The 16,255-nt window shown below is 76.8% G+C and carries 2 protein-coding genes; both read left to right on the forward strand.

Features of this window, described 5'->3' with window-relative positions:
- The first annotated feature begins 45 nt into the window (after nt 1-45).
- Nucleotides 46-15,282: a type I polyketide synthase gene (locus ACGF0D_RS00075; RefSeq protein WP_392913168.1), complete on the forward strand. Its 15,237-nt coding sequence runs from the start codon at nt 46-48 to the stop codon at nt 15,280-15,282.
- Nucleotides 15,283-15,406: 124 nt separating this feature from the next.
- Nucleotides 15,407-16,168, forward strand: coding sequence for a thioesterase II family protein (locus tag ACGF0D_RS00080; RefSeq protein ID WP_392872698.1), 762 nt, complete (start codon nt 15,407-15,409; stop codon nt 16,166-16,168).
- Nucleotides 16,169-16,255: the final 87 nt, after the last annotated feature.

Consider the following 16,255-nt stretch of genomic DNA (forward strand, 5'->3'; position numbering starts at 1 on the left):
ACTTCCGAACCGCGCCCCGCGGTCGCTCGATTGGGACAGAACGTCATGAACGAAGAGAAGCTCCGCTACTTCCTCAAGCGGGTCACCGCCGACCTGCACGAGACCCGCCGCCGCCTGCGCGAGGTCGAGTCCGGCGAACAGGAACCGATCGCCATCGTCGCGATGGGCTGCCGCTACCCGGGCGGCGTCCGCACCCCCGAGCAGCTGTGGCAGCTCGTCGCGGACGGCACCGACGCGATCACCGGCTTCCCCGCCGACCGCGGCTGGGACACCGACGCGCTGTACGACGCCGACGCCGAACACGGCCGCTCGGGCACCAGCTACACCCGCGAGGGCGGGTTCCTGCACGACGCGGCCCAGTTCGACCCGGAGTTCTTCGGGATCAGCCCCCGCGAGGCGACCGCCATGGACCCGCAGCAGCGGCTGCTGCTGGAGACCTCCTGGGAGGCCTTCGAGCGGGCCGGCATCGACCCCGCCGCCGTGCGCGGCAGCCGGGTCGGCGTCTTCAGCGGCGTGATGTACCACGACTACGCCAGCCGCCTGTTCACCGTCCCCGAGGGCGTCGAGGGCTACCTGAGCACCGGCACCGCCGGCAGCGTCGTCTCGGGCCGCGTCGCCTACACCCTGGGCCTGGAGGGCCCGGCGGTGACCATCGACACCGCCTGCTCCTCCTCGCTGGTGGCCGTCCACCTGGCCGCCCAGGCCCTGCGCAGCGGCGAGTGCACGCTGGCGCTGGCCGGCGGCGTCACCGTGATGTCGACCCCGGACACCTTCGTCGAGTTCAGCCGCCAGCGCGGCCTCGCCCCCGACGGCCGCTGCAAGGCCTTCGCCGAGGGGGCCGACGGCACCGCCTGGGGCGAGGGCGCCGGCGTGCTGCTGCTGGAGAAGCTGTCCGACGCCCGCCGCAACGGGCACCCGGTGCTGGCCGTGGTCCGCGGCTCCGCCGTCAACCAGGACGGTGCCAGCAACGGCCTGACCGCCCCCAACGGCCCCTCCCAGCAGCGCGTCATCCGCCAGGCCCTGGCCGGCGCCGGGCTCTCCCCGGACCAGATCGACGCCGTCGAGGCGCACGGCACCGGCACCACCCTCGGCGACCCGATCGAGGCCCAGGCCCTGCTCGCCACCTACGGGCAGGAGCGCGGCGAGGGCGGGGCGCCGCTCTGGCTCGGCTCGATCAAGTCCAACATCGGCCACACCCAGGCCGCCGCCGGCGTCGCCGGCATCATCAAGCTGGTCATGGCGCTGCGGCACGGCGAGCTGCCGCGCACCCTGCACGTCGACGAGCCGTCCCCGCACATCGACTGGGCCTCCGGTGCCGTCGAGCTGCTCACCGAGGCCCGCCCCTGGCCGGCCGGCGAGCGGGTCCGCCGGGCCGCCGTCTCCTCCTTCGGCTTCAGCGGCACCAACGCCCACACCGTCATCGAGGAGGCCCCGGCCGAGCTGCCCGCCCAGGACGCGGACGGGGAGCCGGCCTCCGGCGAGCCGCAGCGCCCGCCGCTGACCACCCGGGCGACCCCCTGGTTCCTGTCCGCCCGCGGTGAGGACGCCCTGCGCGAGCAGGCCCGGCAGCTGCACGACCACCTGACGGACCGGCCGGAGCTGGACGCCGACCGGGTGGCCTGGACGCTGGCGGCCGGCCGCGGCGCCTTCGAGCACCGGGCCGTCCTGCTCGCCGACGGCCGCGACGGCGCGCTCGGCGCCCTCGCCGCGCTCGCCGAGGGCGAGGAACACCCCGCCCTGGTGCGCGGCACGGCCCGTGGCGCCGCGGCCGGCAAGGCCGTCTTCGTCTTCCCCGGCCAGGGCTCCCAGTGGCCCGGCATGGCCGTCGGGCTGCTGGACTCCTCGCCGGTGTTCGCCGCCCGGCTCGCCGAGTGCTCGGCGGCCCTCGCCGAGCACGTGGACTGGCGGCTGGAGGACGTGCTGCGCGGCGTCGAGGGCACGCCCCCGCTCGACCGGATCGACGTCGTCCAGCCCGCCCTGTTCGCCGTGATGGTCGCGCTCGCCGAGCTGTGGCGCTCGTACGGGGTCGAGCCGGCCGCGGTGGTCGGCCACTCACAGGGCGAGATCGCCGCGGCCTGCGTGGCCGGCGCGATCAGCCTCGCCGACGCCGCCTACCTGGTGACGGCCCGCAGTACGGCGCTGTCCCGGATCTCCGGCCTCGGCGGCATGCTCGCCGTCGCGGAGGGCGCCGAGCGGATGCGCGAGCTGATCGGGGAGCGCAGCGACCGGCTCCAGCTCTCCGTGGTCAACGGCCCCCGGACCGTCGTCGTCGCCGGCGACCCGGCCGCGCTGGCGGAGCTGGCGGCCGAGTGCGCCGCGCTCGACGTCCGCGCCAAGCTCCTGCCGATCGACTACGCCGCCCACTCCCCGCAGACCGAGGCGATGCGCGAGGAGATGCTCGCGATCGGCGCCAAGGTCACCTCCCGGTCCTGCGACGTCCCCTTCTACTCCACGGTGACCGGCGGCCTCCTGGACACCGGAGCGCTGGACGCCGAGTACTGGTACCGCAACGTGCGGCAGACGGTCGAGTTCTCGCAGGCCGTCCGCGCCCTGGCCGAGCACGGCCACGGCGCCTTCCTGGAGGTCAGCCCGCACCCCGTGCTGGTGACCGGCATGGAGGAGACGCTCGACGGGATCGGCGCCGAGGCCGTCGTCCTCGGCTCGCTGCGCCGCGACGAGGACGACGCCGAGCGCTTCCTCGCCTCGCTCGCCGCCGTCCACGCGCACGGCGTGCCGGTGCGGCGCACCGCGCCGTTCGACGGGCGCGGCCTGACCCCGTGCGAACTGCCCACCTACCCGTTCCGGCACCGCCGTTACTGGCTCGACGTCCCGGCTCCGACCGCCCTGCCCGGCACGGCCCCGGAGTCCGCCGCCGACCAGGGCTTCTGGTCCGCCGTCGAACGCGGGGACCTGACCGAGCTGACCGCCGCCCTGGCCGTGGACGGCGAGGACCCGCTGAGCGCCGTGCTGCCCGCCCTCGCGGCCTGGCGCCGCCGCCGGCAGCAGGCCGACACGGTGGACGGCTGGCGCTACCGGATCACCTGGAAGCCCGTCACCGCCCAGGGCCGGCCCCGGCTGACCGGCCGGTGGCTGCTCGTCGAGCCCGCCGCCGGGACCGCGTGGGCCGACGCCGCCCAGCGCGCCCTGGAGACGGCCGGTGCCCGGGTGCGCCGGGTCACCGCCGACGCCACCGCCGACCGCGGCCGCCTCGCGGCGCTGCTCGCCGCCGAACTCGCCGAAACCGCCGAGGCCGCCGCGGACGGCGCCGCCGAGTCGGCCCGCTGGGCCGGCGTGCTCTCCCTCCTGCCGCTGGACGACCGCCCGCACCCGGACGCCCCGCTCGTCCCGGCCGGGACGGCCGGCACCGTCGCCCTGGTCCAGGCGCTCGCCGACGCGGGCCTGGACGCCCCGCTCTGGTCGGCCACCACCGGCGCCGTCCGCACCGGCGGCGCGGACGGCCCGGCCGACCCGTCGCAGGCCCAGGTCTGGGGCCTGGGCCGGGTGCTCGGCCTGGAGCAGCCCGAGCGCTGGGGCGGCCTGGTCGACCTGCCCGCCGACCCCGACGACCGCGCCGCCGCCCGACTCGCCGCGGTGCTCGCGGCCGAGGACGAGGAGGACCAGCTGGCCGTGCGCGCCACCGGCGTGCTGGCCCGCCGACTGGTCCGCGCCCCCGGCGCCGAGGTGCCCGCCGAGCGGGCCTGGCGCCCGCGCGGCACCGTGCTGGTCACCGGCGGCACCGGTGCCGTCGGCGCCCACGTGTCCCGCTGGCTGGCCGCCAACGGCGCCGAGCACCTGGTGCTGACCAGCCGCCGGGGCGCCGACGCCCCGGGCGCCGCCGAACTCGCCGACGAACTGCGCGCGGCGGGCGCCGAGGTGACGGTCGTCGCCTGCGACACCGCCGACCGCACCGCCGTGGACGCCCTGGTCGGGCGGTTCGCCCTGGAGGGCGCGCCGATCCGCGCGGTGCTGCACGCCGCCGGCCTCGGCCGCACCGGCGCCCTCGCCGACCTGCGGCCCGCCGACCTCCAGGAGCTCGCCGAGGCCAAGATCGCCGGCGCCCGCAACCTGGCCGAGGCGCTCACCGGCACCGAACTGGACGCCTTCGTCCTGTTCTCCTCCAACGCGGGCGTCTGGGGCGGCGGCGGCCAGGGCGCCTACGCTGCCGTCAACGCCTTCCTCGACGCCTACGCCGAACGGCTGCGCGCGGTCGGCGTCCGGGCCACCTCGGTCGCCTGGGGCGCCTGGGCCGACGGCGGGATGGCGGACGGCCCCGCCGGGGAGGCCATGCGTCGCCGCGGCGTCCCGGCGATGGCGCCGGAGCTGGCCGTCGCCGCCCTCCAGCAGGCCCTCGACCTCGACGAGACCTTCCTCGCCGTCGCCGACGTCGTCTGGGAGCGCTTCCAGCCCGCCTTCACCGCCACCCGCCGCCGCCCGCTGATCGAGGACCTGCCGGAGGTCCGCGCCCTGAGCGCGGGCACCGGCACCGCCGAGCCCGGCACCGAGGTGCCCGAGCAGTCGGCGCTGCGCCGCAAGCTCGCCGGACTGTCCGCCGCCGACCAGGAGCGCGTCCTGACCGACCTGGTGCGCGCCCAGGCCGCCGGCGTCCTCGGCTTCGCCGGACCGGAGTCCGTCGACCCCGTGCGCGCCTTCCGCGAACTCGGCTTCGACTCGCTCACCGCGGTGGAGATCCGCAACCGCCTCGGCAGCGCCACCGGCCTGAAGCTGCCCACCACGCTGGTCTTCGACTACCCGACCCCGGCGGCCCTCGCGGGCTACCTCCGCGCCCAGACCCTCGGCGCGGACCAGGACCAGGCCCGGGCCACCAGCGCGGCGGCCGCCGACGACGAGCCGATCGCCATCGTCGCGATGGGCTGCCGCTTCCCCGGCGACGTCGCCTCGCCCGAGGACCTGTGGCGGCTCGTCACCGAAGGCCGGGACGCCGTCACCGGCATGCCCACCGACCGCGGCTGGGACCTGGCGGCGCTCTACGCCGACGACCCCGACCAGCCCGGCACCAGCTACTGCCGCGAAGGCGCCTTCCTGCACGACGCCGGCCTCTTCGACGCGGGCTTCTTCGGCATCTCCCCGCGCGAGGCCGTCACCATGGACCCGCAGCAGCGCCTGCTGCTGGAGGTCACCTGGGAGACGCTGGAGCGCGCCGGCATCGACCCCGGCACCCTGCGCGGCACCGCGACCGGCGTCTTCGCCGGCGGGTCCACCCAGGACTACACCACGGTGCTGACCAACAGCGAGGGCGGCGCCGAGGGCTACATGCTCACCGGTACGGCGGCCAGTGTGATGTCCGGCCGGATCTCCTACACCCTGGGCCTGGAGGGCCCGGCCGTCACCGTCGACACCGCCTGCTCCTCCTCGCTGGTGGCGCTCCACCTGGCCGCCCAGTCGCTGCGCCAGGGCGAGTGCTCGCTGGCGCTGGCCGGCGGCGTCACCGTGATGCCGCTGCCCGGCCCGTTCATCGAGTTCAGCCGCCAGCGCGGCCTGGCCGCCGACGGCCGCTGCAAGCCCTTCGCGGCCGCCGCCGACGGCACCGGCTGGGGCGAGGGCGCGGGCATGCTCCTGCTGGAGCGGCTCTCCGACGCCCGGCGCAACGGGCACCCCGTGCTCGCCGTCGTCCGCGGCAGCGCCGTCAACCAGGACGGTGCCAGCAACGGCCTCACCGCGCCCAACGGCCCCGCGCAGCAGCGCGTCATCCGCCAGGCCCTGGCCAACGCCCGCCTGACCCCCGGTCAGGTCGACGCCGTCGAGGCGCACGGCACCGGCACCACCCTCGGTGACCCGATCGAGGCCCAGGCGCTGCTCGCCACCTACGGGCAGGAGCGCGGCGGGGACCCGCTGTGGCTGGGCTCCCTCAAGTCCAACATCGGCCACACCCAGTCGGCTTCGGGCGTCGGCGGCGTCATCAAGATGGTGATGGCGATGCGTGAGGGCGTGCTGCCGCGCACCCTCAACGTGGACGAGCCCACCCCGCACGTCGACTGGTCGGCGGGCGCGGTCGAGCTGCTCACCGAGGCCAGGGACTGGCCCGAGACCGGCGAACCGCGCCGCGCGGGCGTCTCCGGCTTCGGCGCGAGCGGCACCAACGCCCATGTCGTACTGGAGCAGGCGCCGGCGGCGGAACTCACGCAGGCCGACGAGGAGTCGGCGGCCGGTGGCGTGGTGCCGTGGGTGTTGTCGGGCCGCAGTGAGGCGGCGCTGCGGGAGCAGGCGCGGCGGCTGCTGACGGCGGTCGCGGAGGAGCGGCCGGCGGACGTCGGTTTCTCGCTGGTGTCCTCGCGGGCGGTGTTCGAGCACCGGGCCGTGGTGGTCGGCGAGGGCCGGGAGGCGCTGCTGGCGGGCCTGGGCGCGCTGGCGGACGGCCTGCCGGGCGCGGGCGTGGTCTCCGGACGGGTGCGTTCGGGGCGTCCGGTGTTCGTGTTCCCCGGGCAGGGTTCGCAGTGGCTGGGCATGGCCCAGGGGCTGCTGGCGGATGAGCCGGTGTTCCGTTCCCGGATGGAGGAGTGCGCCAAGGCGCTTGCTCCGCATGTGGATTGGGAGCTGCTCGACGTCGTCGCGGGTGAGGACGGCGGGTGGATGGAGCGGGTGGACGTGGTCCAGCCGGTGCTGTTCGCCGTGATGGTCTCGCTCGCCGAGCTGTGGCGCTCGTACGGTGTGGAGCCGTCGGCGGTGGTGGGTCACTCGCAGGGCGAGATTGCCGCCGCTGCCGTCTCCGGTGCGCTGTCGCTGGAGGACGCCGCCCTGGTGGTGGCGCTGCGCAGCCAGGCGATCATCGAGCTCTCGGGCCTGGGTGGCATGGTGTCCGTCCCGCTGCCCGTGGAGAGTGTCCGCGAGCTGCTGGAGGGCCGCGAGGGAATCTCGATCGCGGCCGTCAACGGCCCCAGCTCGGTGGTCGTTTCGGGTGACGCCGGTGCCCTGGACGAGCTGATGGAGCACTGTGGCGCGCAGGAGATCCGGGCGCGTCGCATCGCGGTGGACTACGCCTCGCACTCGGCGCACGTCGAGCGCATCGAGGCCCGTCTCGCGGAGCTGCTGGCCCCGGTCACGCCCCGTGTGCCGGAGGTCCCGTTCCACTCGACGGTCACCGGCGAGATCATCGACTCGGCGGCGCTGGACGCCGGTTACTGGTACCGCAACCTCCGCCAGACCGTGGAGTTCGCGAGCACCATCGAGGCTCTTCTGACGTCCGGCCACTCGCAGTTCGTCGAGGTGAGCGCCCACCCGGTGCTGACCGTCGGCATCCAGGAGTCCATCGACGCCGCCAACGCCGAGGCGAGCGTCCAGGGCACCCTGCGCCGTGACCACGGCGGCCGGGAGCGCTTCCTGACCGCCCTCGCCGAGGCCTGGGCCAACGGCGCCACCGTCGACTGGGCCGCCCAGTTCCCCACGGCCCGCCGCGTCGACCTGCCGACCTACGCCTTCCAGCACGAGCACTACTGGCCGAAGCCGGGCACGCGCGGCATCGGTGACGTGCTGTCCGCCGGTCTCGGCGCGGCCGACCACCCGTTGCTGGGTGCGGCGGTGGCGCTGGCCGACCGCGACGGGCACGTCTTCACCGGTCGTCTCTCGGTGCAGACGCACCCGTGGCTGGCCGACCACGCGGTGGCCGGCACGGTGATCCTGCCCGGCACCGCCTTCGTCGAGCTGGCCGTCCGCGCGGGCGACCAGGCCGGCTGTGACGTGCTGGAGGAGCTGACCCTGGAGGCGCCGCTGGTGCTGCCCTCCCAGGGTGGCGTGGCGGTGCAGGTGGTGGTCGGTTCGCCCGACGTCGACGGCCGCCGCGAGGTGGAGGTCTACTCCCGCGCCGAGGACGCGGCGCCCGACGAGCCGTGGACCCGCCACGCCACCGGCGCCCTGTTCCGCGGCGCCGTCGTGCCGGAGTTCGACCTCGCCGTCTGGCCCCCGCAGGGCGCCGAGCCGGTGTCGGTGGACGGGTACTACGACACCCTGGCCGGCCTCGGCTTCGCCTACGGTCCGGCGTTCCGCGGCCTGCGGTCCGTCTGGCAGCGCGGCTCCGAGGTGTTCGCCGAGGTCGCCCTCGCGGCGGACCAGCAGGGCGACGCCCAGCGCTTCGGCCTGCACCCCGCCCTGCTCGACGCCGCGCTGCAGGCGGCGGGCCTGGGTGACGCGACCCGGGACCTCGCCGCCGGGCGGCTCCCGTTCGCCTGGACGGACGTGACGCTGTTCGCCACCGGCGCCGGGGCCCTGCGGCTGCGCCTCACCCCGACCGGTGCGGACGGGGTGGCCCTGGAGCTGGCCGACGAGGAGGGCCGCCCGGTCGCGGCGGTCGGTTCGCTGGTGCTGCGCCCGCTGGCCGAGCGTGCGGTGGCCGCCGAATCCGCCTTCCAGGACTCGCTGTTCCGGGTCGACTGGACGCCGGTGCCGCTGCCCGCCGCGACCCCCGCGGCGGAACTGGCGCTGCTGGGCGCCGTCGAGGGGGAGTGGACCGCCTCCGCGCGCCGCTACCGCGACCTGGCCGAGCTGGCCGAGGCCGTCGACGCCGGCGCCGAGCTGCCGTCCGTGGTGGTGGCCGCGGTGGCCACCGGCGCCGACGACCCGCTGCTGGACGGCCTGCGGCGCAGCACCGGCGACACCCTCGCCCTGCTGCACTCCTGGTTGGCGGACGAGCGCTTCGAGGCGGCCCGCCTGGTGGTGCTGACCCGTGCGGCGGTCGCGACCCGCCCCGACGAGGACGTCCCGGCGCTGGCCCAGTCCCCGGTCTGGGGCCTGGTGCGCTCGGCGCAGACCGAGAACCCCGGCCGACTGGTCCTGGCGGACCTGGACGGCACGGCCGGCTCCGCTGCCGCGCTGCCCACCGCCGTCGCCACCGGCGAGCCCCAACTCGCCCTGCGCGCCGGTGAGGTGCTGGCGCCCCGGTTCGCCCGGGTGCCCGCCGGGACGGACGAGCCGCGGCGCGTCCTCGACCCCGAGGGCACCGTCCTGCTGACCGGTGCCACCGGCACCCTGGGCTCGCTGCTGGCCCGCCACCTGGTGACCGAGCACGGCGCCCGGCACCTGGTGCTGCTCAGCCGGCAGGGCCCGGCGGCGCCCGGCGCCGAGGAGCTGAGCGCCGAACTCACCGGCCTGGGCGCCGAGGTGACCGTCACGGCCTGCGACGTCGCGGACCGCGCGGCGCTCGCCGCCGTGCTGGACGCCGTCCCCGCCGAGCACCCGCTCACCTCCGTGGTGCACGCGGCGGCCGTGCTGGACGACGGCGTCCTGGACTCGCTCACCGCGGAGCGGCTGGACCACGTCCTGCGCCCCAAGGCGGACGCCGCCCAGCACCTGCACGAGCTGACGGCCCACCTGGACCTGGACTCCTTCGTCCTGTTCTCCTCCGCGGTCGGCCTGCTCGGCAACGCCGGCCAGGCGAACTACGCCGCCGCGAGCGCCTTCGTCGACGCGCTGGCGCACCACCGCCGGGCGAACGGCCTGCCCGCCGTCTCGCTGGCCTGGGGCTTCTGGGCCGAGCGCAGCACGCTCACCGGCGCGCTGGACGAGTCGGAGGTCCGCCGGATGAGCCGGGGCGGTGTCGCCCCGCTGTCCTCGGCCGAGGGGCTCGCGCTCTTCGACGCGGCCGGGGCGGGCGCCGAACCGCTCCTGGTGCCGATGCGGCTGGACTCGGCCGCGCTGCGCGGCCAGGCCGCGGCGGGGGCCCTCGCGCCGCTGCTGCGCGGCCTGGTGCGTACGCCGCTGCGCCGTACGGTCGCCGCGGCGAGCGGGACCGGCGAGGCCTCGGCGTTCCAGCAGCGGCTGGCCGACCTCGACGGGCAGGACCGGGCCCGGCTGCTGCTCGACCTGGTGCGCGGCCAGGCGGCCGCCGTGCTGGGCCACGCGTCCGCGGACGCGGTGGAGGCGAACCGGGCGTTCCGCGAGCTGGGCTTCGACTCGCTGACCGCGGTCGAGCTGCGCAACCGGCTGAGCGCGGCGACCGGGCTGCGGCTGCCGGCCACCACCGTGTTCGACTACCCGACCCCGGCCGAGCTGGCGGCCCGGCTGGAGTCCCGGCTGTCCGGCGGCGGGCGTGCCCGTCCGTCGGCCGCCGTCGCCCCGGCGCCGCGGCACGCGGACGACGACCCGATCGTGATCATCGGCATGGCCTGCCGCTACCCGGGCGGCGTCCGCACGCCCGAGGAGCTGTGGCAGCTGGTCGCGCAGGGCACCGACGCGATCTCGCCGCTGCCGACCGACCGCGGCTGGGACACCGAGGGCCTGTACGACGCCGACCCGGACCACGTGGGCACCAGCTACGCCCGCGAGGGCGGGTTCCTGTACGACGCGGGGCACTTCGACGCCGGGTTCTTCGGCATCAGCCCGCGCGAGGCGCTGGCGACGGACCCGCAGCAGCGCCTGCTGCTGGAGACGGCGTGGGAGGCCCTCGAGCGGGCCGGTATCGACCCGACCACGCTGAAGGGCAGCGCCACCGGCGTGTTCGCCGGGAAGATGTACCACGACTACGCGATCACCCTGCCCGCCGTCCCCGCCGACGTGGAGGGCTACCTGGCCACCGGCACCACCGGCAGCGTCGCCTCGGGCCGGATCTCCTACGCCCTGGGGCTGTCGGGCCCGGCGGTCACCGTGGACACCGCCTGCTCCTCCTCGCTGGTCGCCCTGCACCTGGCGGCCCAGTCGCTGCGCAGCGGCGAGTGCACGATGGCCCTGGCCGGCGGTGTCACGGTGATGGCCACCCCGCAGGTGTTCATCGAGTTCAGCCGTCAGCGCGGCCTGGCCACCGACGGGCGCTGCAAGTCCTTCGCGGCGGCGGCCGACGGCACCTGCTGGTCCGAGGGCGTCGGCATGCTGCTGCTGGAGCGCCAGTCCGACGCGGTGCGCAACGGCCACCGGGTGCTGGCGGTCGTCCGCGCCACCGCCGTCAACCAGGACGGCGCCAGCAACGGCATCACCGCCCCCAACGGCCCCGCCCAGGAGCGGGTCATCGAGCAGGCGCTGGCCGCCGCCCGGCTGACGTCGTCCCAGGTGGACGTCGTCGAGGCGCACGGCACGGGCACCCGGCTGGGCGACCCGATCGAGGCCCAGGCCCTGCTGGAGACGTACGGGCAGGGGCGCACCGGGGACCCGCTGTGGCTCGGCTCGCTGAAGTCCAACATCGGCCACTCCCAGGCCGCCGCGGGCGTCGGCGGCGTGATCAAGATGATCATGGCGATGCGGCACGGCGTGCTGCCGAAGACCCTGCACGTCGACGAGCCGACCCCGGACGTCGACTGGAGCTCCGGCGCCGTCGAGCTGCTGACCGAGGCCCGGCCGTGGCCGGAGACCGGCGAACCGCGCCGCGCGGGCGTCTCCTCCTTCGGCGTCAGCGGCACCAACGCCCACGTGATCCTTGAGCAGGGCCCGGCGCCCGCCGAGGCCGAGCAGGGTCCCGCCCGGGTGCTGCCCTGGGTGCTGTCCGCCCGGACGCCGGACGCGCTGCGCGCGCAGGCCGAGCGGCTGGCCGCGTACCTGGTCGCCGAGCCCGGGCCGACGGAGGCCGACGTCGCCCGCTCGCTGACCGTGCACCGCTCGTCCTTCTTCCACCGCGCGGTGGTGGTCGGCACCGACCGCGCGGAGCTGCTGGCTGGCCTCGCCGCGGTCGCCGACGGCAGCGGCGCCGGGGTGGTCCGCGGTTCCGGCACCACCGCGGGCCGCACCGCCTTCCTGTTCACCGGACAGGGCAGCCAGCGCCTCGGCATGGGCCGGGAGCTGTACGGGGCCCACCCGGCGTTCGCCGCGGCCTTCGACGCCGTCTGCGAGCGGGTCGACGCCCATCTGACCCGCCCGCTGCGCGAGGTCGTGTTCGGTGCGGACGCGCAGCTGCTGGACCGCACCGAGTACGCCCAGCCGGCGCTGTTCGCCGTCGAGGTGGCGCTGTTCCGCCTGGTGGAGAGCTGGGGGGTGCGCCCGGACCTGCTGCTCGGGCACTCGATCGGCGAGCTGGCGGCCGCGCACGTCGCGGGCGTCCTGTCGCTGGCGGACGCGGCCGCCCTGGTGGCGGCCCGCGGCCGGCTGATGCAGGCTCTGCCCGAGGGCGGCGCGATGGTCGCGGTCAAGGCCTCGGAGGCCGAGGTGCTGCCGCTGCTCACCGGGAACGTCAGCATCGCCGCGATCAACGGCCCGACGTCCGTGGTGATTTCCGGCGAGGAGTCCGAAGTCCTGGACATCGCCGGGAAGTTCGAGAAGACCAAGCGCCTCAACGTCTCGCACGCCTTCCACTCCCCGCTGATGGACGGCATGTTGGAGGAGTTCCGCCGGGTGGCGGAGGGCCTGACGTTCAGCGCCCCGCGCATCCCGGTGGTCTCCACCGTCACCGGCGCCGAGGCGGGCGAGGAGCTCACCGACCCGGCGTACTGGGTGCGGCAGGTCCGCGCGGCCGTCCGGTTCGCGGACGGCGTCGCCGCCCTGCGCGCGGCGGGGGCCGGCCGGTTCCTGGAGCTCGGCCCCGACGGCGTCCTGACCGCCGCCGCCCGGGACTGCCTGGGCGCCGACGCGGACCACGCCCTGCTGGTGACGCTGCTGCGCGCCGACCGGCCGGAGGAGGTCGCGCTGACCACGGCGCAGGCCGAACTGCACGTCCACGGGGTCCCGTTGGACTGGCCGGCGATCGCCGCCGACTGGGGCGGGCGCCTCGTCGACCTGCCGACCTACGCCTTCCAGCACGAGCGGTACTGGCTGGAGGCCCCGGAGGAGGCCACCAAGGAGTCCGCGCACGCGGGCGAGGGCGGCTTCTGGGCGGCCGTCGAGGAGACCGACCTGGAGGGCCTGAGCGGCGCTCTGGACCTCGACGGCGAGGGCCGCGAGGCGCTCCGGGCGCTGCTGCCCGCGCTGTCCGGCTGGCACCGGCGCCGGCGCGGCCAGGCGGCCGCGGAGGCGGTGCGCCACCGGGTGGAGTGGCAGCCGCTGGCGGCCCGGCCGAGTGCCGAACTCACCGGGAACTGGCTGGTGGTGGCCCCCGCGGAGGCCGCCGAGAGCGAGCCGGTGACGGCGCTGCTCGCTCTGCTGGAGTCCGTGGGCGCCACCGTGCTCGGCGCGGTGCTGGACCCGCAGGACACCGACCGGGCCGCCGTCGCGGCGGGCCTGGGCGAGCTGCTCGCCGGGGAGGCGCCGGTGCGCGGCGTGCTGTCCCTGCTGGCGCTCGACGAGCAGCCGCACCCGGCCGTCCCCACCGTGGCGGGCGGCCTGGGCCTCAACCTGACGCTGGCCCAGGCCCTCGGCGACGCCGGGGTGGACGCCCCGCTCTGGTACGCCACCAGGGGTGCCGTCGCGGTCGGCCGGAGCGAGGTGCCGAACCCGGCCCAGGCACTGACCTGGGGCCTCGGCCGGGCGTTCGCCGCCGAGCACCCGCGGCGCTGGGGCGGTCTGGTCGACCTGCCCGAGCGGCTGGATGGCCTGGCCGGCGAGTGGCTGACGGCCGTCCTGGCCGGGCGCACCGGGGAGGACGAGGTGGTGCTGCGGTCCGCCGCGGCCTTCGCCCGCCGCCTGGTGCCGGCCCCGCTGGGCCTGGCCGCCGAGGCCGCGACCTGGCGGCCGCAGGGCCCGGTGCTGCTCACCGGTCCGGCCGACGCCCGGCGCGAGGCGCTGGCCGGCTGGCTGACCGAGCGCGGCGCCGTGCCGGTGTCCGGGCCGGCCGAGGCCGACACCCCGGCGGAGGTGCTGCTGCACCTGGTGGCCCCGGCCGAGCCGGTCGCCCTGGACGGCCTGGACGCGCGGACGCTGGCGGAGGCGGTCGCCGCCGCCACCGCGCTGCCGGCCGGCGGCCCCGGACTCGCCGCACAGGTCGTCTGCCTGCCGGGCGAGTCGGTGTGGGGCGGCGCCGGGCAGGCCGTGGCCGCGGTCTGCGGCGCCCACCTGGACGCGGTCGCGCGCGGCCGCGCCGAGGGGGACGTCCCGCTGCGGACGGTCGCCCTGGCCGACACCGGCTCGGACGGGCCGACCGGGCGGGCGCCCGGCGTCGACGAGGCGGCATCGGTCCTCGGCCACGCCGTGACCCTCGGCGAGCACGGCCTGGTGATCGCCGGGGACGGCTGGAGCTGGTTCGCCCGCACCCTGCGCGACGGTGCCGCCGTCCCGCTGCTGGCGGCCCTGGCCGGTCCGGACGCGGCCGACCGCGACCCGGTGGCCCGGTCCGCCGAGCCGGTCCGGGACGCGGCCGGAGCGCTGGCCCGCCGCCTGGCCGAGGCGGGCCCCGGCGGGCGGCACGCCGTCCTGCTGGAGACCGTCCGGACGGAGGCCGCGCTGGCGCTCGGCCACCGCTCCGGCGACGCGGTCGACCCGGACCGGGACTTCCTGGAGCAGGGCTTCGCCTCGCTGACCGCGGTGGAGCTGCGCAACCGGCTGACCGCCCTGACCGGGCGGGAGCTGCCGGCCGCGCTGATCTACGACTACCCGACCCCGGCGGCCCTCGCCGGGCACCTCGCCGCCGAGGTGCCGCAGGACGCGCCGCCGGCCGCCGCGACCGGCACGCTGGCCCCGATGCTCCGTCAGGCCGTCGCGTCCGGACGGATCGCGGACTTCGCGGCGATGCTGCAGAGCGTCGCCGGGTTCAGGACCGCCTTCACCGACCCGGCGCTGGCCGGGCCGCTGCCGGCCCCGGTGCGGCTGTCCGGCGGCGCGGGGCGGCCGGTGGTGGTCTGCTGCCCGTCGGTGACGGCGATCTCCGGCCCGCACCAGTACGCCCGGTTCGCCGCGGCGCTGGGCGACCGGTTCCGGGTCGGCGCCCTGCGGGCCCCCGGCTTCGGCACCGGCGAGCCGCTGCCGGCGACGCTGGCGGCGGGGGTGCGCGCGCTGGCCGAGCAGACCGCCGAACTGGCGCAGGGCGAGCCCGTCGTCCTGGTCGGCCACTCCTCCGGAGGGGTCCTGGCGCACGCCCTGGCCCGGTACCTGGAGGAGATAGGGGTGCCCCCTGTCGCGCTCGTTCTGCTAGACATCTACGCGCCGGGCAGTGACCTGGTGGCTCCGCTGCTGCCCGCCCTCATGGGCGGCATGGCGGAGCGGGACGGGGTGTTCGCGTCGATGGACGACGACCGGCTGACCGCCATGGGAGGCTGGTTCCGGCTCCTGGAAGAGGCGGAGCCGAGCCCGGTCGGGGCGGCCACGCTGCTGGTCCGTGCCGCCGAGCCGATGACCGGTTGGGGGGAGCGCGAGTGGAAGTCCGGCTGGGAGTCCGCGCAGAGCGTCGTGGACGTCCCGGGGGACCACTACTCGATGATGGAGGAGCAGCACGTCGAGGCGGTGGCCTCGGCGGTCGGTGAGTGGTTGACCTCCCGGACGAGCTGATTCCGTCCGACCCGCCGCCAGTCCGGCCGGGGCGCGCGCCCGCACCGCGCGCCCAGGCCGGGCTCTGGAAACCCTCCGCCGCCCCGGTCCCGGGGCGGCGGACCGACGAGGGGAACACCCTGAGATGTCCGTGTCCGTGAGCCAGGCCGCCCTGTGGGTCCGGCGCTTCCACCCGAACGACGACAGCCCGACCCGACTGGTCTGCTTCCCGCACGCGGGCGGTTCGGCGAGCTTCTACTTCCCGGTGTCGGCGGCCCTCGCCGACCGCACCGACGTGCTGTGCCTGCAGTACCCGGGCCGCCAGGACCGCCGCACCGAGCCGTGCGTCGACTCCATAGCCGAGCTGGCCGACCTCGTCCACGCCGCGCTCGCCCCCTGGGCCGACCGCCCGACCGTCTTCTTCGGCCACAGCATGGGCGCCGTGCTGGCGTTCGAGGTGGCCCGCCGTCAGGAGCGGGAGGGCAACGGCCCGGCCGCGCTGTTCGCCTCCGGCCGCCGCGCGCCGTCCTGCGTCCGGGACGAGACGGTGCACCTGCGCGACGACGACGGCCTCGTCCGCGAGCTGCACGAGCTCAGCGGCACCGACGCCGCCCTGCTCGGCGACGAGGAGCTGCTGCGGATGATCCTGCCGGCGATCCGCGCCGACTACACCGCGATCGAGACCTACCGGCCCGAGCAGGACGCCGTGATCGCCGCCCCGGTGCACGTGCTGACCGGCGACGACGACCCGAAGACCACCATCGACGAGGCCCGGGCGTGGGAGCGGCACACCACCGGCGGCTCGGACCTGACCGTCCTGCCGGGCGGGCACTTCTTCCTGGCCCACCACCAGCGGGACATCAACGGCCGGATCGCCGACCGGCTGGCCCGGGTGTCGGCCGGCTGACCGAGCAGGGCCCGGTTCCCGCCCCCGCCCGCCGGGGCCCGGGGCGGGAACCGGGCCCGGGGGGGGCCGGCGGGGCCCCCCCCCCCG

Source organism: Kitasatospora sp. NPDC048298, assembly GCF_043201465.1.
In the GTDB taxonomy this organism is placed as follows: Bacteria; Actinomycetota; Actinomycetes; order Streptomycetales; family Streptomycetaceae; genus Kitasatospora.

Excerpts from the sequence above, each read along its gene's own strand:
- ACGF0D_RS00075 (WP_392913168.1), top strand. The coding sequence starts at position 46 with ATGAACGAAGAGAAGCTCCGCTACTTCCTCAAGCGGGTCACCGCCGAC.
- ACGF0D_RS00080 (WP_392872698.1), top strand. The coding sequence starts at position 15,407 with ATGTCCGTGTCCGTGAGCCAGGCCGCCCTGTGGGTCCGGCGCTTCCAC.